At 70.7% G+C, this 19,623-nt stretch carries 20 protein-coding genes and 1 riboswitch; of the genes, 11 read left to right on the forward strand and 9 right to left on the reverse strand.

All coding sequences use genetic code 11. The features are described 5' to 3' along the window. Positions 1 to 5 precede the first annotated feature (5 nt). Positions 6 to 1,301, reverse strand: coding sequence for a threonine synthase (gene thrC / locus ACFVWW_RS18180; protein ID WP_384178689.1), 1,296 nt, complete (start codon positions 1,299 to 1,301; stop codon positions 6 to 8). Between the two features lie 17 nt (positions 1,302 to 1,318). Next, positions 1,319 to 1,448: riboswitch (SAM riboswitch) on the reverse strand. A 168-nt stretch (positions 1,449 to 1,616) separates the two neighbouring features. Here thrC and ACFVWW_RS18185 point away from each other — a divergent pair. From ACFVWW_RS18185 to ACFVWW_RS18200, 4 genes are all read left to right on the forward strand, one after another. Then, positions 1,617 to 2,576: a glucosyl-3-phosphoglycerate synthase gene (locus ACFVWW_RS18185; protein ID WP_384332334.1), complete on the forward strand. Its 960-nt coding sequence runs from the start codon at positions 1,617 to 1,619 to the stop codon at positions 2,574 to 2,576. Between the two features lie 171 nt (positions 2,577 to 2,747). Continuing rightward, a complete protein-coding gene (locus tag ACFVWW_RS18190; RefSeq protein ID WP_386878591.1) occupies positions 2,748 to 4,160 on the forward strand; it encodes a trehalose-6-phosphate synthase in 1,413 nt (470 codons plus the stop codon). A gap of 252 nt (positions 4,161 to 4,412) precedes the next feature. After that, positions 4,413 to 4,889 carry a GNAT family N-acetyltransferase gene (locus ACFVWW_RS18195; protein WP_386878590.1) on the forward strand — a complete coding sequence of 159 codons (477 nt, stop codon included), beginning with the start codon at positions 4,413 to 4,415 and terminating at the stop codon, positions 4,887 to 4,889. 160 nt (positions 4,890 to 5,049) lie between these two features. Continuing rightward, a complete protein-coding gene (locus ACFVWW_RS18200; protein ID WP_384178683.1) occupies positions 5,050 to 5,523 on the forward strand; it encodes a hypothetical protein in 474 nt (157 codons plus the stop codon). Positions 5,524 to 5,645: 122 nt separating this feature from the next. Here ACFVWW_RS18200 and ACFVWW_RS18205 read toward each other — a convergent pair whose 3' ends face one another. From ACFVWW_RS18205 to ACFVWW_RS18225, 5 genes are all read right to left on the reverse strand, one after another. After that, positions 5,646 to 6,089, reverse strand: a complete 444-nt coding sequence (locus ACFVWW_RS18205; protein WP_386878589.1) for an SRPBCC domain-containing protein — start codon at positions 6,087 to 6,089, stop codon at positions 5,646 to 5,648. Positions 6,090 to 6,224: 135 nt separating this feature from the next. After that, positions 6,225 to 6,497, reverse strand: coding sequence for a hypothetical protein (locus ACFVWW_RS18210; protein ID WP_384178679.1), 273 nt, complete (start codon positions 6,495 to 6,497; stop codon positions 6,225 to 6,227). Positions 6,498 to 6,553: 56 nt separating this feature from the next. Further along, positions 6,554 to 7,402 carry a trehalose-phosphatase gene (otsB, locus tag ACFVWW_RS18215; RefSeq protein WP_386878588.1) on the reverse strand — a complete coding sequence of 283 codons (849 nt, stop codon included), beginning with the start codon at positions 7,400 to 7,402 and terminating at the stop codon, positions 6,554 to 6,556. Between the two features lie 203 nt (positions 7,403 to 7,605). Then, positions 7,606 to 7,896 carry a DUF3263 domain-containing protein gene (locus ACFVWW_RS18220; RefSeq protein ID WP_384178675.1) on the reverse strand — a complete coding sequence of 97 codons (291 nt, stop codon included), beginning with the start codon at positions 7,894 to 7,896 and terminating at the stop codon, positions 7,606 to 7,608. Between the two features lie 12 nt (positions 7,897 to 7,908). Then, on the reverse strand, positions 7,909 to 9,129 hold the full coding sequence (locus tag ACFVWW_RS18225) for an extracellular solute-binding protein (RefSeq protein ID WP_386878705.1): 1,221 nt from the start codon (positions 9,127 to 9,129) through the stop codon (positions 7,909 to 7,911). Positions 9,130 to 9,446: 317 nt separating this feature from the next. Here ACFVWW_RS18225 and ACFVWW_RS18230 point away from each other — a divergent pair, with 317 nt between their 5' ends. The 4 genes from ACFVWW_RS18230 to ACFVWW_RS18245 all read left to right on the forward strand — a co-directional run bounded on the left by ACFVWW_RS18230 (position 9,447) and on the right by ACFVWW_RS18245 (position 13,603). Further along, positions 9,447 to 10,379, forward strand: coding sequence for an ROK family protein (locus ACFVWW_RS18230; RefSeq protein ID WP_384178673.1), 933 nt, complete (start codon positions 9,447 to 9,449; stop codon positions 10,377 to 10,379). Next, entirely contained in the window at positions 10,379 to 11,533 is a 1,155-nt protein-coding gene (gene nagA / locus ACFVWW_RS18235; protein WP_386878587.1) for an N-acetylglucosamine-6-phosphate deacetylase, read from the forward strand. Before ACFVWW_RS18230 ends, nagA begins: the two co-directional genes overlap by 1 nt. Positions 11,534 to 11,683: 150 nt before the next feature. Beyond that, positions 11,684 to 12,655 (forward strand): 1-phosphofructokinase family hexose kinase, encoded by a 972-nt coding sequence (locus tag ACFVWW_RS18240; RefSeq protein ID WP_384178669.1) that lies wholly within the window; start codon positions 11,684 to 11,686, stop codon positions 12,653 to 12,655. Between the two features lie 84 nt (positions 12,656 to 12,739). Further along, on the forward strand, positions 12,740 to 13,603 hold the full coding sequence (locus ACFVWW_RS18245; RefSeq protein WP_384178668.1) for a ketose-bisphosphate aldolase: 864 nt from the start codon (positions 12,740 to 12,742) through the stop codon (positions 13,601 to 13,603). Here the strand turns inward: ACFVWW_RS18245 and ACFVWW_RS18250 are convergent, their stop codons facing one another. Both ACFVWW_RS18250 and cdgB read right to left on the reverse strand, forming a co-directional pair. Then, positions 13,604 to 14,638 (reverse strand): CBM35 domain-containing protein, encoded by a 1,035-nt coding sequence (locus ACFVWW_RS18250; protein ID WP_384331956.1) that lies wholly within the window; start codon positions 14,636 to 14,638, stop codon positions 13,604 to 13,606. A 200-nt stretch (positions 14,639 to 14,838) separates the two neighbouring features. Next, positions 14,839 to 16,557, reverse strand: coding sequence for a diguanylate cyclase CdgB (gene cdgB / locus ACFVWW_RS18255; RefSeq protein WP_386878586.1), 1,719 nt, complete (start codon positions 16,555 to 16,557; stop codon positions 14,839 to 14,841). A 299-nt stretch (positions 16,558 to 16,856) separates the two neighbouring features. Here cdgB and ACFVWW_RS18260 point away from each other — a divergent pair, with 299 nt between their 5' ends. Next, on the forward strand, positions 16,857 to 17,468 hold the full coding sequence (locus ACFVWW_RS18260) for a flavin reductase family protein (RefSeq protein WP_384331953.1): 612 nt from the start codon (positions 16,857 to 16,859) through the stop codon (positions 17,466 to 17,468). Between the two features lie 143 nt (positions 17,469 to 17,611). On the opposite strand, the gene arfB is transcribed toward ACFVWW_RS18260, so the two are convergent. Beyond that, positions 17,612 to 18,043 (reverse strand): alternative ribosome rescue aminoacyl-tRNA hydrolase ArfB, encoded by a 432-nt coding sequence (arfB, locus tag ACFVWW_RS18265; protein WP_384178660.1) that lies wholly within the window; start codon positions 18,041 to 18,043, stop codon positions 17,612 to 17,614. Positions 18,044 to 18,222: 179 nt separating this feature from the next. Here arfB and ACFVWW_RS18270 point away from each other — a divergent pair, with 179 nt between their 5' ends. Continuing rightward, on the forward strand, positions 18,223 to 18,798 hold the full coding sequence (locus ACFVWW_RS18270; protein WP_384178658.1) for a TerD family protein: 576 nt from the start codon (positions 18,223 to 18,225) through the stop codon (positions 18,796 to 18,798). A gap of 275 nt (positions 18,799 to 19,073) precedes the next feature. Next, the gene (locus tag ACFVWW_RS18275; protein WP_383914375.1) at positions 19,074 to 19,583 is read left to right on the forward strand and encodes a GNAT family N-acetyltransferase; all 510 of its coding nucleotides are present in this window, start codon (positions 19,074 to 19,076) and stop codon (positions 19,581 to 19,583) included. Positions 19,584 to 19,623: the final 40 nt, after the last annotated feature.

The raw sequence follows: 19,623 nt of genomic DNA on the forward strand, positions 1-19,623 counted from the left end.
GGAGCTCAGCGGGCCAGGCCGGCGGCGCGGAACGCGTCGAGGCTCGGACGGATCGTCGCGGTCGGCCCGGTGGTCGGCGCCACGGCGTCCAGCGTCTTCAGGCCGTCACCCGTGTTCAGGACGACGGTGGTCAGGGTCGGGTCGAGGACTCCGGCCTCGATGAGCTTCTTCGTCACGCCGACGGTCACCCCGCCCGCGGTCTCCGCGAAGATGCCCTCGGTGCGCGCCAGCAGCTTGATCGCGTCGACGATCTGCTCGTCGTTGACGTCCTCGACCGCGCCGCCGGTGCGGCGGGCGATGTCCAGGACGTACGGGCCGTCGGCCGGGTTGCCGATCGCCAGGGACTTGGCGATGGTGTTGGGCTTCTGCGGCCGTACGACGTCCTGGCCGGCCTTGAAGGCGGTGGACACCGGCGAGCAGCCCTCGGCCTGGGCGCCGAAGATCTTGTACGGCTTGTCCTCGACCAGGCCCAGCTTGATCAGCTCCTGAAGTCCCTTGTCGATCTTCGTGAGCTGGGAGCCCGAGGCGATCGGGATCACGATCTGGTCGGGCAGCCGCCAGCCGAGCTGCTCGCAGATCTCGTACGCGAGCGTCTTGGATCCCTCGCCGTAGTACGGGCGGAGGTTGACGTTGACGAAGCCCCAGCCCTCGCCCAGCGGGTCGCCGATGAGCTCCGAGCAGAAGCGGTTGACGTCGTCGTAGTTGCCTTCGATGCCGACGAGTTCACCGCCGTAGATGGCGGCCATGACGACCTTGCCCTGCTCCAGGTCGTGCGGGATGAACACGCACGAGCGGAAGCCCGCGCGGGCGGCCGCGGCGCCGACGGCGCCCGCGAGGTTGCCGGTGGAGGAGCAGGAGAGCGTGGTGAAACCGAAGGCGCGGGCGGCCTCGACGGCGATGGCGACGACACGGTCCTTGAAGGAGTGCGTCGGGTTGCCGGAGTCGTCCTTGATGTGGAGGGAGCCGGTGACGCCCAGTTCACGGGCGAGATTGTCGGCCTTGACGAGCTTGGTGAAGCCGGGGTTGATGTTGGGCTTCGTGGCCACGTCGGCGGGGACGGGCAGCAGCGGGGCGTAGCGCCAGATGTTGTCCGGGCCCTCCGCGATGCGCTTCTTCAGCTCTTCGGGGGTGCCGCTCGGCAGGTCGTACGCGACTTCGAGCGGCCCGAAACAGCTGGCACAGGCGAAGATGGGGCCGAGGTCGAAACGCTCTCCGCATTCGCGGCACGAAAGTGCGGCGGCGGGTCCGAGATCGATCGATCCGGGGGCGGCTTCGGTGGGGTGGACGGTCTGCACAGCCATGGAGGCGAGGCCCTTTCTCCTCATCTTCCTCGCGACGTACTTCGCCGCAAGACGGAATTGGCACCTTCCCCACCGTGACCTCGATTGGTCGGCAGGAGGGTTGCCGGGACTTCAACGGGCCGTTCCCTCTGTCCCTCTGGATGAGCGCTATGGCGCCGGATGCGGGATCCGGTGCGTTTGTTCACCTGACGACCCCCGGCATGCGGCGGTCATCGGTGTTGTTCAAGACTGTAACCGAAGGAGCGGATGGTTGAGATAGTCGTCCGCACCGCGAGATGGATCACGTTCATGCATCACGTACAGGGAGTACCGACCGTGCTGGAAGAGGTGGAACGCTGGCTGACCAGGCGTTCCTGGTCCGCAGCCGACCGTCCGCTCGACCGGCTCCTGGTGGCGAAGGCCATGCGTGGCACCACGGTGAGCGTGGTGCTGCCGGCGCTCGACGAGGAGGAGACGGTCGGCGAGATCGTCTCCGTGATCCGGCGTGAGCTGATGGAGAAGGTGCGGCTCGTCGATGAACTGGTGGTGATCGACTCCGGTTCCACCGACCGTACGGCGGAGGTCGCGGCGGCGGCGGGCGCGCGGGTGGTGTGCCGGGACGCGATACTGCCGCGGCTGCCCGCGCTGCCCGGCAAGGGCGAGGTGCTGTGGCGGTCGCTGCTGGTGACGAGCGGCGACATCGTGTGCTTCGTGGACGCCGATCTGCGGGAGTTCTCGGCGGATTTCGTGTCGGGGATCGTGGGGCCGCTGCTCACGGATCAGGACGTGCAGTTCGTGAAGGCGATGTACGACCGGCCGCTGAGCGAGCGGGCCGGGGGTGCCGCGGCGGGTCAGGGCGGGCGGGTGACGGAACTGGTGGCGCGGCCGCTGCTGAATCTGCACTGGCCGCGGCTGGCGGGCTTCGTCCAGCCGCTGGGCGGGGAATACGCGGTGCGGCGCTCGCTGCTGGAGCGGCTGCCGTTCCCCGTCGGGTACGGCGTGGAGCTGGCGCTGCTCGTGGACGCGCTGCACACGGTGGGTCTGGACGCGCTGGCCCAGGTCGACGTGGGGGTACGGATCCACCGCCACCAGGACGACCGGGCGCTGGGGCGGATGGCCGCGGCGATCTACCGTACGGCTCAGCTGCGGCTGTCCCGGGGGCATTTGGTGCGGCCGGAGCTGACGCAGTTCGAGCGGGGCGAGGACGGTTTCGTACCGCGCACGCATGCCGTGGACACGGAGGAGCGGCCGCCGGTGCGGGAGATCGCGGAGTACACGGCGGGGCGCGCGGCGTAGCGGTTCGGCCGCGGGGGTGGTCGCGGCGGCCGCGGGGGTGGATACCCCTGGGGCGTGACCCCCACGGGCGTGCCCCCGCGCCCCGCGCCCCGGGCGCTCGTGGCCGGAGTCACCCGCACGGAGACTCGCCCGTACGTTTGAGCGTTTACGGGACGGGCTAGGTTTCGGCACATGGTCTCCGAGCAAGCCGCCCAGGTACTCGTCGCGTCCAATCGCGGCCCCGTCTCGTACACGCTGCGCGACGACGGCGCGCTGGAAGCGCGCAGGGGCGGCGGCGGGCTGGTGTCGGGCCTGTCGGCCATCGGGCCCGAGACAGACGCCGTGTGGGTGTGCGCGGCGCTCGGCGACGGCGACCGGGAGGCCGTACGGCGTACGGACGGCCGGCTGGACACGGCCGACACGGGCGGACAGCGCGTCCGCATGCTGGGCATCGCGCCCGAGGTGTACGAGGCCGCGTACAACGGCGTCGCCAACTCGACGCTGTGGTTCGTCCACCACCTGCTCTACCAGACCCCGCTGGAACCGGCCTTCGGCCCGGAGTTCCGCGCGCAGTGGGCGTCCTACGAGACGTACAACCGCGCCTTCGCGGAGGCGCTGGCCGACGAGGCGGGCGAGGGCGCGGCCGTCCTGGTGCAGGACTACCACCTGGCGCTGGTGCCCGGGATGCTGCGCGCGCTGCGCCCCGACCTGAAGATCGGGCACTTCTCGCACACGCCGTGGGCGCCGGTCGACTACTTCCGGCTGCTGCCCGACGACATCGCGCGCCAGCTGCTGCGGGGGATCCTCGGCGCGGACCGCGCGGCGTTCCTGACCCGCCGGTGGGCGGACGCGTTCACGGCCTGCTGTACGGAACTGCTGGGCGGGACCGGCAACACCCGCATCGGCGTCCACGGCCTCGGCGCGGACGCGGACTTCCTGCGCGAGCGCGCGCACCGCCCGGATGTGGACGAGCGCCTCGCCGCGCTGCGCGAACAGATCGGCGGCACCGACCGGAAGACCATCGTCCGGGTGGACCGTACGGAACTGTCCAAGAACATCGTCCGCGGCCTGCTCTCCTACCGGCAGCTGCTGGCCGACCGCCCCGAGTGGCGCGAACGCGTCGTCCACGTCGCCTTCGCCTACCCCTCCCGCCAGGACCTGTCGGTCTACCGCGACTACACCGCCGAGGTGCAGCGGCTGGCCGACGAGATCAACGCCGAGTTCGGCACGGAGGGCTGGCTTCCGGTCGTCCTGCACGTAAAGGACGACTTCGCCCGCTCCCTGGCCGCCTACCGGCTGGCGGACGTGGCCCTGGTCAACCCGATCCGCGACGGCATGAACCTGGTCGCCAAGGAGATCCCGGTGGTCTCGGAAGGCGGCTGCGCGCTGGTGCTGTCGCGGGAGGCGGGCGCGTACGAGGAGCTGGCCGACGACGCGATCGTGGTGAACCCGTACGACATCACAGCCACGGCGGCGGCGCTCCACGAAGCCCTGACCATGCCCCCGGCCGAGCGCGCGGAACGCACGAAACACCTCGCCGCGGCAGCAACGGCACTCCCCCCACAACGCTGGTTCCTGGACCAACTCCACGCCCTGCGCGACTAGCTAGCCTGCTGAGGATCGATCGAGAAATGACGGGCGGCCGCGCGTGCTCCTGTGCACACTGGCACGCATGCTGATCGGCATCTGGCCGCTGAGGGCCCTGCGCATACGGTCGCCCCGTCTAGAGCTGCGGCTTCCGTCCGAGGAAGAGCTGGCAGCGGTGGCCGATGTGGCAGCGCAGGGAGTTCATGCCCGAACCGCACGGCCGTTCCTGACGCCCCGGATCTGCCACCTGCTGAACGTGCCCGCCACGTCGTGCGGCAGCACTGGAGCCGTCTGGGGGCGTGGGCGCCTGACGACTGGGCCCTGGAACTCGTCGTGTTCTTCGAGGGGCGTCCCGTGGGTATCCAGGAGATCCGCGCCACCGACTTCGGTATCCGACGCGAGATCGTGTCGGGCTCATGGATCGGGCTCGACCACCAGGGCAAGGGAATCGGAACCGAGATGCGGGTCGCCATGCTTCATCTGGCGTTCGCGGAACTCGGCGCCGGGTCCGCCAAGTCGGTGTCCTTCACCGACAACCACGCGTCGCTGTCCGTGTCGCGGAAGCTCGGCTATCAGCCCGACGGCATCACGCGCGACGTCCTCCACGGGCAGGTCGTGGAGTCCCAGTGGCTCCGGCTCTCGCGGCAGGACTGGAGCCGTCAGGAGCATGGGCCCGTGACCGTCAGCGGGCTGACGGCCTGCAAGGACTTCTTCGGGCTGGCCACTGAGCCTGCGAAGGTTCATTGATCACGAGCGGATCCAGATGAGGAACCCGGCGGCGGTCACGGTGCCGCGGAAGACGTACCCGGTACCTCAACTTCAGTGATCCACGTCATAGTTGACGTCAGGTTCGGTTGGATGGAGGCAGGATGCCCGTGAGCAGCCGAGCTCGGGAGAGAGGGCCGTCATGATCCTCCTCATACCGGTGGCATTCCTCGCCGCCATCGCGTTGGTCATGTTCTTCCTGCTCCGATCCCTCAAAGTTGCCTTGCCGGGGAACAGACACTGGGCCGGATGGCGCCGTGTGGCCGTTGCTGCCGCCTTTGCCTGCGCAGCCACGACTACTGCCTCCTACTCGTTGGGGGCCATCAATCTGATGTCGACCGTGGCCGTGGCGCAGGACGGCGGGGCGGACTCGGCTCCGTTCCCCTACAACCACCCGTGCCGGGCTCAGTTGAAGGGAGCGGTGGGGTATGACGTCCAGTTCCTCACCCTGCGCACCGTATGCATCATGGAAGACGGAGAACGTAAAGCAGTCGACGACGTGCCGCAGGGGGTGCGGGTGACGGCAGCGGTATCGGGGGCCTGCACTGCCGTGTTGGCGGGGATCGCGTTGGCCGCTCGGCCCCGTGTGCGCACTTCTGTGAGCGGGCGCCGCTAGGCACTGTCCGGCGGAGCATGTGGCCTTCTGACCGGTTGCTCCGCGTCGGGGCCGTACCGCTGCTTCGCTCGGGAAGGAGCGGGTACGGCCCCGATGAGAACGTGCGGCACCGATCCGGTGTGTCAGTTCGCGGTCTTGAGGAAGGCCGTCAGGCTTCCCAGGAGCATGGTGGTGCCCTGCTCGGCGAGGTCGCGCTCGTCGGCGGTGTCGCAGGTCTGGGCCACCACGATGCGCGTCCGGTGAGCACTCTGCTCGGCAAGTTCGACGGTCATGACCGCCGGCTCGTTCTTCCCCGGTACGTCCATGCCGATCACCAGACGCCGGTTCTCATCGACCTCGGAGTACGAGCCGGTCAACGGGAACTGTCCACCGTCCGGGGTGACCATCGTCGCCTTCCACGTCCCACCCGGCCGCACGTCCATCTCGACGGACCCTGGGGCGGCATAGGACCACTGCGCGTAGGGCTCCGCAGTGGTCCAGGCGCTCCAGACCGCCGCCACAGGAGTCTCCAACGTCCGCTCCAACGTGTAGGAGAAACCCTCGGCCGTTCTCTGTTCCCTGATCATCTCGCGCTCCCTGTATCGCTCTTGTCGGGTTGTCGCGGTGTAGACAGGGGCCGGCCCCAAAAGTCATCGGTCTTCCGCGCGTTCGCGGCGTTGGGCGGCCGGCGCGTCGGGATGACGCGCACCAACCCGGCGAACCTATGGGGTCACAGCACTAGAGGCGGCGGACCGCCTGGGCCTCGGCGCGTTCCACTGGGCGTACCGGGAGCCGTTCCACACGGGCACCCGGTCACCCTCCAACCGGGCGCGCTCCTCCACCTCCTCGACCTCCGCGCGCCAGACGGCCAGTTCGGCGGGCAGCTCGACCTCCTCGTCCAGCACCTGCACGTGGAGGGAGTCGGGGGTGATCGAGAGATCGCCGTCGCCCTCGACGATCAGGACGACGCCGTTGGCTATATCGATTCCGTCCACGCTGCGCAGCGTAGTCAGTCAGCAGGCGCTTCTCCGGGAGTCCGCCTGCCGGGCCGTCAGCCGTCCGTGAGGGCCTGCGCCAGGGCCGCCAGGAAGTCCACGACCGCCGCCGGGCCCGGGAGCACGAGGTCGGCGCGCTCGGCCAGTTCGGGGACTTCCGAGCCGCTGCACACCAGCAGGCCCGCGTGGCCGTCGGAGCGGAGTTTCTCGACCGCCGCGAAGGCCGGGAGGTCGCCCAGGTCGTCGCCCGCGTAGAGGACCGTCCCGGCGCCCGCCTCGCGTACGTACTCCAGGAGCGCCACGCCCTTGTCCACTCCGGGCGGGCGCAGTTCCAGGACCATGCGGCCGGGTTCGACGATCAGGCCGTGGCGGGCGGCCAGCTCGCTGAGCGGATCGCGCAGGGCGTCGAAGGCGGCCTGCGGGTCGGAGGCGCGGCGGGTGTGGACCGCGACCGCCTGGCCCTTTTCCTCGATCCAGGTGCCGTGCCAGGCGCCGAACCGGTCGAGGAGTCCGGGGAGTTCGGCGCGGGCCGCCGCCACGCCCGGGTGCGGGGCGGGGGCGTGGACGGTGCTGGAGACCGCGTCCCAGCGCTCCGCGCCGTAGTGGCCGAGGACGACCAGACGGTCCAGGCCGGGCACGCCGGCGAAGCCGCCGTACCGTACCGCCACCCCGGCCGGGCGGCCGGTGATCACCGCCACGGACGCCACGCGCGGTGCGAGGGCGGCCAGGGCGGGGACGGCGCGCGGGTGGGCGCGGGCCTGTTCGGGGTCGGGGACGATCTCGGCGAGGGTGCCGTCGAAGTCGAGCGCGACGACGGCTTTCCTGGGCCGGGCGAGAAGCGCGGCCAGGCCGTCGGCGCCGGCGGGAGTGGTCGGATTCGGCAGGGGGTGCGGGTTGCTGCCCATGTCCCGACCCTATCCGCGTACCCCGGATCACAACCATGGGGAACAGGACACAGGGAAGTGAAGAGGCGCACTCGCGGGAAAGCGGCCCGTATTCAGCGGCGCGGGCTCAGCGGCCCGGGCTCAGCAGCGCGGGCTCAGCAGCGCGGGCTCAGCAGCGCGGGCTCAGCAGCGCGGGCTCAGCAGCGCGGGCTCACGGCCCGTACTCAGCGGCGCTCTCTGCGTTCGTCCCTGATCCGCCGCAGCCGGTTCACCGTCACCGGGTCGTGCTCCGCCGCCCGCGGATCGTCCAGCAGAGCGGTCAGCAGCTGGTAGTAGCGGGTCGGCGACAGCCCCAGCTGCTCGCGGATGGCCCGTTCCTTGGCGCCGGGCCCCGGCCAGCCGCGCCGCTCCATGGCGAGAACGGCGCGGTCCCGCTCGGACAGCTCCGCGGGACCGCGTACGTCTACGTCTTCGGACTCGGCCGGATCTCCGGCGTCCGGCGTGCGCGCGGTCATATGCCCGACACGCTACCGGGCGGCCTCCGCGGCGGACGCGTCGCGGGCGATCCGGCTGAGGACAGCCCTCGGATCCCCGCCGGGCCCGACCGCCTCGCCGATGTTCTTCTTGATGCTCTCGCTGACGCTGGTCCAGGAGTTCTTGCCGTACGGGTACAGCTCGGAGGTGGCCAGTGCCTCCTGGAACTTGCTCAGGTTCTTGTACTCCGGGTCCGCGGCCATCGCGTCGTTCGCGCTGTAGGTGACCGGCAGCAGGTCGTACTGCCCGACGAAGTCCAGGACGTTCTTGTCGTTGTACGCGAAGTCCAGGAACTTCCCGATCTCCGCGCCGTGCTTGTTCTTCTTGAAGGCCATCAGCCAGTCGGCGACACCCAAGGAGGACTTGGCCTGGCCGCTGATTCCGGGCAGCTGCACCGTACCGACCTTGATGCCGGCCTTCTCGGCGTCCTGCATCAGCGTCGGGTGGCCGTTGAGCATGCCGACCTGGCCGCTGCTGAACGCCTTGAAGGCGATGGTGCGGTCGAGCTTCCCGGGGGCGACCGGGCCAGTCAGCTTCGGCTCGACGAGGTTCTTCCGCAGCCACTCGAAGGTCTTGATGTTCTGGTCCGAGTCGATGCTGTACGAGCCGTCGGCGTTCTCGGTGTAGCCGCCCCCGCCGCTCAGCAGCCACATCAGCGTCTCGCCCTGCGCCTCCTCGGAGCCCAGCGGCAGCGCGTACGGCGTCGTGACGCCCTGCTGCTTGAGGGCCTCGGCGGCGGTCCTGATGTCGTCCCAGTTCTTCGGGGCGCTCAGCCCTGCCTGGTCGAAGAGCTTCTGGTTGAAGAAGAGCAGCCGGGTCGAGGCGATGAACGGCAGCCCGTACTGGATCCGGTTGACCTTGCCGGCGTCCGAGAGCTGGGTGAGGAAGTTCGCCTGGGTGGGAATGGAGAGCAGGTCGTCGGCGGCGTAGAGCTTGCCGTGCTTGGCGTAGTCGGCGTACGAGCCGATCTGCGCGATGTCCGGATCCCTGCCCTGCTGGACCATCTCCGCGACATCGCGGTCGACGATCTTCCACGAGCGGACATCGACATCGATCTTGATGCCGGGGTTGTCGGACTCGAACTCCCTGGCCAGGGCGGACCAGTACTTCTCCGAGCTGTTGGCCGATCCGTTGCCGTAATCCGCGGCGACGAGCTTGAGGGTGACGGGCCCGGGCCCACCGGTGTCGCCGCAGCCGGCCAGCACCATCGTCATGCCCAGCGCGGCTATGGCCGCGCCCACTCTCAGGTAGCGCTGCTGCACAGCTCTGTTCCGCCCTTGTTGTTCCGTTGCCCGTAAGGTCCCCGCCGGTCCCCCGTGAAGCCCTGTTATCAGCCAGTTATTTTCCCCTATCCGGAGGTTTGAGGTCCACACAGGGCTGATTGCGCTTCGGCAACGTCTGTGCCAGGCACATGTCAGGGTGGGAGAGGGTCGAGTACCGGCCGTCGACGGCGATTCGCGTTTGTATGGCCGCGCAACAATCCAGGACAGTGGACTAGACCTTTCAAGGCTCTACGCGCGACACTGTCCCTGTGAGACACGTCATCGCCCTGGATGTGGGCGGCACCGGCATGAAAGCCGCCCTGGTCGGGGCGGACGGCGCACTGCTGTACGAGGCGCGCCGGCCGACCGGCAGAGAGCGCGGCCCCGAAGCCGTGGTCGAGACCATTCTCGGCTTCGCCGCCGATCTGCGCGCCTACGGCACCGAGCACTTCGGCGAGAGCGCCGTCGCCGCCGGGGTCGCCGTGCCGGGCATCGTCGACGCCGAGCGCGGCATCGCCGTGTACGCCGCCAACCTCGGCTGGCGCGACGTACCGATGCGGCAGCTGGTCGGCGAGCGGCTCGGGGGCGTACCCGTCGCGCTCGGGCACGACGTCCGTACCGGCGGCCTCGCCGAGGGACGGCTCGGCGCGGGCAAGGGCGCCGACCGCTTCCTGTTCCTCGCGCTGGGCACCGGGATCGCCGGAGCCATCGGCATCGACGGCCTCATCGAGGCCGGCGCGCACGGCTCCGCGGGCGAGATCGGCCATGTCGTGGTCCGCCCCGACGGGCCGCTGTGCGGCTGCGGACAGCGCGGGTGTCTGGAGACCCTCGCCTCCGCCGCGGCCGTGACCCGCGCCTGGGCCGCCGCGAGCGGCGACCCGGAGGCGGACGCCGCCGACTGCGCGAAGGCCGTGGAGTCGGGCGACCCCGCGGCCGTACGGGTCTGGCGGGACGCGGTCGACGCGCTCGCCGCCGGACTGGTCACCGCGCTCACCCTGCTGGACCCCCGCACGCTGATCATCGGTGGCGGACTCGGCGAGGCGGGGGAAACCTTGTTCACACCCCTGCGGGCCGCGGTCGAGGAGCGAGTGACGTTCCAGAAGCTGCCCGAGATCGTCCCGGCGGCCCTCGGGGACACCGCCGGATGCCTGGGCGCGGGGCTGCTCGCCTGGGATCTACTCGCCACGGAGGTAACCGCCTGATGGCCGCACGCGCCGAAACCACCGTTCTCGCCGGCGCCCGGGTGGTACTGCCCACCGGGACCGTGGACGGCGGGCGGGTGATCATCGAGGGCGGCCGGATCGCGGGCGCCGCCCCGGCGGACGCCGTCACGCTCGATCTGTCGGGGCACTGGCTGGTCCCCGGCTTCGTGGACATGCACAACCACGGCGGGGGCGGTGCCTCCTTCACCTCCGGGTCGGTGGACGAGGTGCTCAAGGGCATCCGTACGCACCGGGAGCACGGCACCACCACGCTCGTCGCCTCCGGCGTCACCGGCGAGATGGACTTCCTCGCCCAGCGCGCGGGCATCCTCTCCGAGCTGGTCGAACAGGGCGAGCTGGCCGGGATCCACTTCGAGGGCCCGTTCATCTCCCCGTGCCGCAAGGGCGCGCACAGCGAATCGCTGCTGCGCGACCCCGACCCGGCGGAGGTGCGCAAGCTCCTCGACGCCGCGCGCGGCACGGCCAAGATGGTCACGCTCGCCACCGAGCTGCCGGGCGGCATCGAGTCCGTACGGCTGCTGGCGGAGCACGGCGTGATCGCCGCGATCGGGCACACCGCCGCGACGTACGAACAGACCGTCGAGGCGATCGACGCGGGCGCGACCGTCGCCACGCACCTCTTCAACGCGATGCCGCCGCTCGGACACCGCGCGCCGGGGCCGATCGCCGCGCTGCTGGAGGACGAGCGGGTCACCGTCGAGCTGATCAACGACGGTACGCATCTCCACCCGGCGGCCCTGGAGCTGGCGTTCCACCGCGCGGGCGCGGGCCGGGTCGCCTTCATCACGGACGCGATGGACGCGGCGGGCTTCGGCGACGGGAAGTACCAGCTCGGCCCGCTGGCCGTCGAGGTCAAGGACGGCGTCGCCCGGCTGGTGGAGGGCGGCTCGATCGCCGGCTCCACGCTGACCCTGGACACGGCCTTCAAGCGGGCGGCAACGGTGGACGGGCTGCCGGTCGAGGACATCGTCCAGGCCATCTCCGCCAACCCGGCGAAGCTGCTCGGCGTGTACGACAAGGTCGGCTCGCTGGAACCGGACAAGGACGCGGACCTGGTCGTGCTGGCCGCCGACTTCTCCGTGGCGGGCGTGCTGCACAAGGGCGAATGGGTGGTTGAGCCCCACCTAGGGTGATTTTTTCATAAGTCTGTACGAGTCTGTATGAATCTGTACGAGTCTGTATGAAGGCGGTCGGTCCGGGGGTCTGGGCCAACCGCCTTCTTTTTGACATGATCGCCCCGGCAACCGGCCGGGCAAGCGCGTTCTTCGGGGGAAGGGACACGGATGATCCTGACGGTCACCCTCAATACCGCGCTGGACATCACCTACCGCACGCCCGTGCTGGTTCCGCACGCCACGCACCGCGTCAGCGAGGTCGTCGAACGCCCCGGCGGCAAGGGGCTGAATGTCGCGCGGGTGCTGTCGGCGCTGGGCCACCGGACGGTGGTGACGGGGTTCGCGGGCGGCCGGACGGGCGATGTGCTGCGGGAGCTGCTCGCGCAGTGCGGAGACGGCCGGACGGGGCCGTCGCGATCTTCCATGACCTCTTCCACGCGGCCGGTGGACGCGCTCGTACCGATCGCCGGGTCCACCCGGCGCACCATCGCCGTCGTCGACGAGGCGACCGGCGACACCACCCAGCTCAACGAGCCGGGCCCGACCGTCTCGCCCGCCGAGTGGAGCGCCTTCCTCAGCGTGTACGACCGGCTGCTCACCGGCGCCGACGCCGTCGCCCTGTGCGGCAGCCTGCCGCCCGGCATCCATGTCGGCGCGTACGCCGAGCTGATCCGCCGGGCCCGCGGCGCCGGGGTGCCCGTGCTCCTCGACACCAGCGGCGAGCCCCTGCGCCGGGGCGTCGCCGCGCGCCCCGACCTGGTCAAGCCGAACGCCGAGGAACTCGCCCGGCTCACCGGCTCCCGCGAGCCACTGCGCGCCGCCCGCGACGCCCGCCGCCGCGGCGCCCACTCCGTCGTCGCCTCGCTGGGCGCCGACGGTGTCCTCGCGGCCACCCCGGACGGCATCTGGCAGGCGACCCCGCCCGCGCCGGCCAAGGGCAATCCGACGGGCGCGGGCGACTCGGCGGTGGCCGGCCTGCTGTCGGGCCTCGTCGAACGCCTCCCCTGGCCGGCCCGGCTGAGCCGCGCGGTCGCCCTGTCGACGGCCACGGTCCTGGCCCCGGCGGCGGGCGAGTTCGACGCCGGGGCGTACGAGGACCTGCTGCCGCGCATCGCGGTGACGGAGCACCAGGCGGCGTGACGCGCGCCGCCGCAGAGCCGGGCCGTACGCAGTCGGCCCGGCACCGTAAGGACGGGCCTGACAGCCCGGGAAACATGGGGGCGTATGCCACTCGTCAGCACCGCTGAACTCGTCACGGCCGCCGCGGCCCAGGGACGCGGGATCGCCGCCTTCAACGTCATCACGCTGGAGCACGCGGAGGCCATCGCCGCAGGCGCCGAGCAGGTGGGTGCGCCCGCCGTCCTGCAAATATCCGAGAACGCCGTGGCGTTCCACGGCGGCCGGCTCGACGTCATCACCGCCGCCGCGGCCGCGGTCGCCCGCGCCTCCTCCGCGCCGCTCTCGCTCCACCTCGACCATGTCGAGTCGGCCGGACTGCTGCGGGCCGCGGCCGCCACCGAGGGCCTCAGCTCGGTGATGTTCGACGCCTCGAAACTGCCGTACGCGGAGAACCTCAAGGCCACCGCCGATGCCGTGCGCCGGTGCCATGACCAGGGCATCTGGATCGAGGCCGAGCTCGGCGCGGTCGGCGGCAAGGACGGTGAGCCGTCCCTCGGCGCGCACGCCCCCGGCGTCCGTACGGATCCGGCAGAGGCGGTCGTCTTCGTCGCCGAGACCGGCGTCGACGCGCTGGCCGTCGCGGTCGGCTCGTCCCACGCGATGACCCGGCGTACGGCAACGCTCGACCACGCGCTGATCGCCGCGCTGCGGGAGGCCGTCCCTGTACCGCTCGTCCTGCACGGCTCCTCCGGCGTCCCCGACGAGGAGATCCGCCGGGCGGTCGCCTCCGGCATGGTCAAGATCAACGTAGGGACGGCGCTCAACACGGCCTTCACCGGAGCCGTACGCGACTACCTCGCGGCGAACCCCACGACCGTGGACCCCCGGAAATACCTCGCCCCGGCTCGCGAGGCGATGACCGGGACGGTGGCGGGGTTCCTACGGGTGATCAGCTCCGCGGCAAGGTGATCAGTTCTTCCGCGGAGGCGTGACCTCGAGCCAGTCGAGGATGGCATCGCACTGGTTGCCGTCCTCGCAGGAGATCTTGATCGTGTTCTTGCCCTGCTGAAGCTCGACCGGCGCCCAGGTGGTCTGCCAGTTCTTCTCCCAGTTGGGATCGCTGGAGTGAATGAAGTTCTTCAGCCCCAGGGGGGAAGTGTTCGCCTTGCCGTTGACGGTCAGCGTGGCGTTCGCGTCCTTGCCCGGGATGGCGTAACGCACGGACAGCGCGTAGGGACCGGCCTTCTCGATGTCGGCGGTCCAGGTCACCGAGGCGCCGACGGCGTTGAAGCCGGACACATACGCCCCGCCGGTGCCCTGGGCGCCCTTGATGTCGGTCGCCAGGACGGCGGGCGGTCCGAGCTGGAGGGTTGCCGCGTCCTGCTTGGGCAGCTGGATCGCCTCGTCCGGCTTCGGGTCCTTGCCGGCCACTTCATCACCGGGCTGCTGCGACTCGCCGATCGACGGGCCGCCGGACGGCGTCGCGCCGTCGTCCTTCGTGCCGCCGTTGTTGGAGAGCAGCGCGGCCGTGATGCCGATCACGACGACCGCGACCACCGCGATGGCGCCGATCAGCAGGCCCTTGGTGTTGGGGCCGCCGCCGCGTCCGCCGCGCTGGGCCGGCACCTGGCGGGTGGTGGCACCGCCGGGGTGGGTCTCGGGGGCCGCGTAGTGGGCGTTCGGCTGCTGGCCGTAAGGGGCCTGGCCCTGCTGCTGGCCGTACTGACCCTGCTGCCCCTGCTGGCCATAGGGCTGCTGGCCGTACTGACCCTGCTGGCCGTACGCCTGCTGCGGCGGGACCTGCTGCTGCCCGTACTGGCGCTCGCCGACCGTTCTGACCTGGTTGTACGAAGTCCTGGGCACACCGGGCTGCGCGGCCGGTCCTGGGTAGCCGTAGCCGCCCTGGCGTCGCTGATTGGCGGCCGCCGCCTGTCCGTCCTCGTACAGGTAGCCGAACGGATCGTCTTCCTCGGGCGTGCTCGCGCCGTTGTTCCCGGCCGTCATCCCTGGGTCACTCCTTACCATCTCGCCAGCGTCGCCGACCGGCCGAGCCTACCTCGAATGCGTAAGCCTACGGACGGGCCTTGACTGGTGGCAGCCACTGTGCGGCGCCTGGGTGAACAACGCGTCGCGGCCATGTCCCAGCCCTGTCCCAGACCGGTCCCGTAAGCGAACGGGATCCCCTCCGAGGCTAAGCCCTCTTCCTAACCGGCCCGCCGGTGATCCTTGTTCCGCGACCGCTTTTCGATGTACATCCGCTGGTCAGCGGATTGCAGCACTTCCTCCACCGACATCCCGCAGCTCGCCCAGCTGATGCCGAAGCTCGCCCCGACCCGGACCGCCCGTCCGTCCACCCTGATCGGCGGAATGATCGCGTTCCGCAGCCGTACGGCGAGGTCGGCGGCGTCCGCCGCGCCCAGGCCGTCCGCGAGAACGACGAATTCGTCACCCCCGAGCCGGGCCACGGTGTCCCCGTCCCGTACACCGGTCGTGAGCCGGCGCGCGACCTCGATCAGGACCGCGTCGCCGGTGTTGTGGCCGAAACGGTCGTTGATCGACTTGAAGCCGTCGAGGTCGCAGAAGAGGACCGCGAGGCCCTTCGTACCGTCGTCGGCCTCCCCGTCACCGGTGGGCGCGGTCATATGGACGTGGTGGTCGAAGGACCCGCCGCCGACCGGCAGGCCGAAGCCGTCGAGGCCGAGACCGCCGCCGAGGGCCGCCTTCTCCTCGTATCCGTCGTAGCCGTCGTACGCGTCGTATCCGGGCTCGTACAGGACGGTGCCCTCGTACCCGCCGTACGCCGCGTCCAGGGCCTCCACCGCGGTCTCCCGCATGGCGTCGGGGCGCGAACAGAGCCGTGAGCTGAGACGTGATCGCAGCTCCGCGCTGTTCGGCAGGCCGGTGAGCGAGTCGTGCGAGGCGCGGTGGGCGAGCTGGAGCTCGCGGCCCTTGCGCTCCTCGATGTCCTCGACATGGGTGAGCAGAAACCGGGGGCCGTCGGCGGTGTCCGCGACGACGGAGTTACGCAGGGAGACCCAGACGTACGTGCCGTCGCGGCGGGTCAGCCGCAGCTCGGCGCGGCCGCCCTCGGCGGAGGTGCGGAGCAGCGTCCCGATGTCCTCGGGGTGGACCAGGTCGGAGAAGGAGTGGCGGCGCATCGCGGAGGCCGGGCGGCCCAGCAGCCGGCAGAGCGCGTCATTGGTCCGCAGCAGCCTGCCGTGCTGGTCACCGCCCATCTCGGCGATGGCCATGCCGCTGGGCGCGTACTCGAATGCCTGGCGGAAGGATTCCTCACTGGCCCGCAGCGCCTGCTGTTCGCGCTCCAGCCGGACGAGGGCGCGCTGCATGTTTGCTCGCAGCCGGGCGTTGCTGATCGCAATCGCCGCCTGGGACGCGTACATCTGCAGGGCTTCCTGCCCCCAGGGCCCGGGACGGCGGCCGCCGCGCGGCCGGTCGACGGAGATCACACCGAGCAGCTCACTCCCGCCGCCCGACGCGTACATCGGGGCGTAGAGACGGTCCTGCGGGTGCCACTCGTCCTCGAAACGGGGGTCGGGGCCCTCGGTGTACCACTGCGGAACGTCGTCCTCCAGCAGGACCCAGCCCTCGGTGTGCGATATGAAGCGGAGCTCACCCCAGCTCTCGCCCATCGCGAGGCGGCGCTCCCAGGAACCGCGGGAGCCGACCCGGCCGGTGATCAGGGCTTCGGCGGCCGCGCTGCCCGCGAAGGCGGCGACGACCAGGTCACCGTCGGCCTGGACGACATTGACGCACGCGAGCTGATACCCGAGTCCGTCGACAACGCCGTCGGCGACGGTCTGCAGCGTGTCAGCAAGACTTCGGGCCGTGTTGAGTTCGGCGACGGCCTGATGCAGCTGCCGCAGGGTCGCAAGACGGACATACGGCTCCGACTCGGTCTCCATTGCTCGCTCTCCCCGAGACCTCGACAGCAACTCCAGGATTCTCATCGACTCTCGTGTTGCACTGTCCTCGCAACTGAATCACAGCGAGCTGTGCGGCCGGTACACAGGGTCAACAAATACTGCACACTGTGACTCAAGTCACATCATATGACGAAGGAGTGGCGGATTTCATGGGAGCGCTCCATGGCTTCTTGAACGCAAATCCGGGCGCCCAGCAGGGGTTCGGCGGGCATCCCGAGCGCCGGCGCGCACGGCTCGGGTCCTAGGACCGGCTTGGTCCCCTGGCCCGATGCGGGCACATGACGGCCGAGACTAGCGTCTCCCCTGTGCCCCAGACGACCCCCGCGCCCCGCCCCGAACCCCTTCCCCGTGCTTCACGGGCCATCCCCCATCCTGAGGGGGTGAGCAACGACGACTTCCGCGCCGCCCTGTCCCGGCTGGCCTCGGGTGTGGTGCTGGTGACGGCCCACGAACCCGCATCGAGCGCGGACGGCCCGCGCGGCGAGGACGCCGGTATGACGGCGACCGCCTTCATGTCGGTCTCCCTGGACCCGCCGCTGGTGCTGGTCAGCGTCCGCAACGGCTCCCGTATGGACGACCTGCTCGCCGAACAGCCGCTGTGGGCGGCGTCTTTGCTCACCGAGAACCACCGGCACATCGCGGGGCGGTTCGCGATGAAGGGCCGGATCAGCGACCGGCTGCTCTTCCAGGAGATTCCGTACCGGCGGGGCGAGGTGAGCGGAGCGCCGCTGATCGAGGGTTCGCTGGCGACGCTGGAGTGCCGTACGGAACAGCGGGTCGAGGCGGGCGACCACACGCTGGTCATCGGCCGGGTGGTGGCGGTGGAGCTGCCGGGCGCGGAGGGCGGCCCGCTGACCCACTACAAGGGCCGCTACCGCCAGTTGGGTTAAGGGTAGGCGGCGGGGCGGAGGACGGAGGGGCGAGCGGGCGGCGGGCCTGCGGCTCGTACGGCTCTCGGCGGCTCGTACGGCTCCCGGCGGGCGGGAGGGCTCGCGGCTCGTACGGCTCCCGGTGGCCCGTACGGCTCGTACGGTTACGACCAGCCCTGGCCCGTGCGGCCACGCTTCGTTTCCGCGCGCTGCTTCTTCTCGCGCAGCCGGCGCTCGTTGATGCCGCGCGGGATCTTCGTCTTACGGCGCGCACGCGGCGGCGGGGCCGTCGCCTCGGCGAGCAGCGCCGCGAGCCGCACCGCCGCCGTCTCGCGGTTGCGCCACTGAGAGCGGTGCTCCGACGCGCGTACGGTGATCACGCCACCCACCAGCCGGTTCGCGAGCCGCTCGAGCGCCCGCTCCTTCCACACCGGCGGAAGCGCCTCCGTCTTCGCGAGATCGAACCGGAGCTCCACCTGCGAGTCGCTGGTGTTCACATGCTGGCCGCCGGGCCCGGACGAACGCGAAAAACGCCACATCAGTTCGGCCTCCGGCAGGGAGACCGAACCGCGGATGACATGAGGAGACCCGGACATGTACCCATGGTCCCGTGCCCACGCCGCCCGCGTCACCCCTTTTTCCCGGGCGTGTCCCTCTCCCGGGTAAAGAAAGTAAAGCGGGGCGGAACCCTGCGGTCCTCTGCCTGCGTTATGTCGGGTGACGGTAACTTCGGGAGCACTCGAAGCCCGCACACGTCAACGAAAGGGACATCCCCATGGCTGTAAGCCTGTCCAAGGGCGGCAACGTCTCGCTCACCAAGGAGGCCCCGGGCCTTACCGCCGTCACGGTCGGCCTCGGCTGGGACGTCCGCACCACCACCGGCACCGACTTCGACCTCGACGCTTCGGCCATCGCGGTGAACCCGGGCGGAAAGGTCGTCTCCGACGGCCACTTCGTCTTCTTCAACAACAAGTCGACGCCGGACCAGACCATCGTCCACACGGGTGACAACCGCACGGGCGCGGGCGAGGGCGACGACGAGGCGATCAACGTCAACCTGGCGGGTCTGCCTGCCGACGTCGACAAGATCGTCTTCCCGGTCTCCATCTACGACGCCGAGTCCCGCAGCCAGAACTTCGGCCAGGTGCGGAACGCGTACATCCGCATCGTCAACCAGGCCGGCGGCACCGAGATCGCCCGCTACGACCTGAGCGAGGACGCCGCCACCGAGACCGCCATGGTCTTCGGCGAGCTGTACCGCAACGGTGCGGAGTGGAAGTTCCGCGCGGTCGGCCAGGGCTACGCCTCGGGTCTCGTGGGCATCGCCACGGACTTCGGCGTCAACCTCTGACGCGAGCGCCGACGCTGACGCGCACGCAGGAGTGAGTACGAGTGGGCCCCGGCCGCGGCCGGGGCCCACTCGCGTCCGGACCAGTTCCCCGCGCGCCGTAGGGGTGTCCGCTTCCCCGCACGGCGTACGGCCAGTTCCCCGCGCGCCGTACGGGTGTCCGCTTCCCCGCGCGCCGTACGGCCGGTTCTCCGCGTGCCGTACCGGCGGCCGGTTCCCCGCGCGCCGTACCGGCCGGTCCCCGCCCGGCCGCGCCCCTCGTCGGTAGCCTGCGCCACATGATCGTCGAACCGCTGACGCCCGTGGACGGCGCCTTCCCCGGGCCCCTGCTGACCGAACTCGCCGCCCTCTACGCCTCCAACCGGGAGTTCCAGCAGCTCAGCGGGGACTTCCCGGACCCCGGCAACATCCGCCCCGAGCAGGTCGCGGTCTCCCTCGCCGACGAACTGGCGCACCCCGACGCGAAGGTGCTGCTCGCCCGTTCGGCGGGCCGGCTCGTCGCCATCGCCGTCACCCTCGCCCACCACCCCGACCCGGACGACCCCGATCCCTGGATCGGCCTGCTGATGGTGCACGCGCACGACCAGCGCGCCGGGTACGGAAGCGCGTTGGCCCGGGTGGTCGAGGATCGGTTCCTGGCGGCAGGGCGTACGGGCATCAGACTCGCCGTACTGGAAACCAACCAGAAGGCCCTCGCCTTCTGGGACGCGCTCGGATACGTGGAGATCGACCGCCGCCCGGACACCACGCGGGGCCGCCTCTGTGTCGTGCTGCGCAAAGCGCTCTGACGGACGTCCGATCGCGGTTGCCGGAAGCCCGCTCGTGGTC

The sequence above is a fragment of the Streptomyces sp. NPDC058198 genome (assembly GCF_042882605.1).
GTDB lineage: Bacteria > Actinomycetota > Actinomycetes > Streptomycetales > Streptomycetaceae > Streptomyces.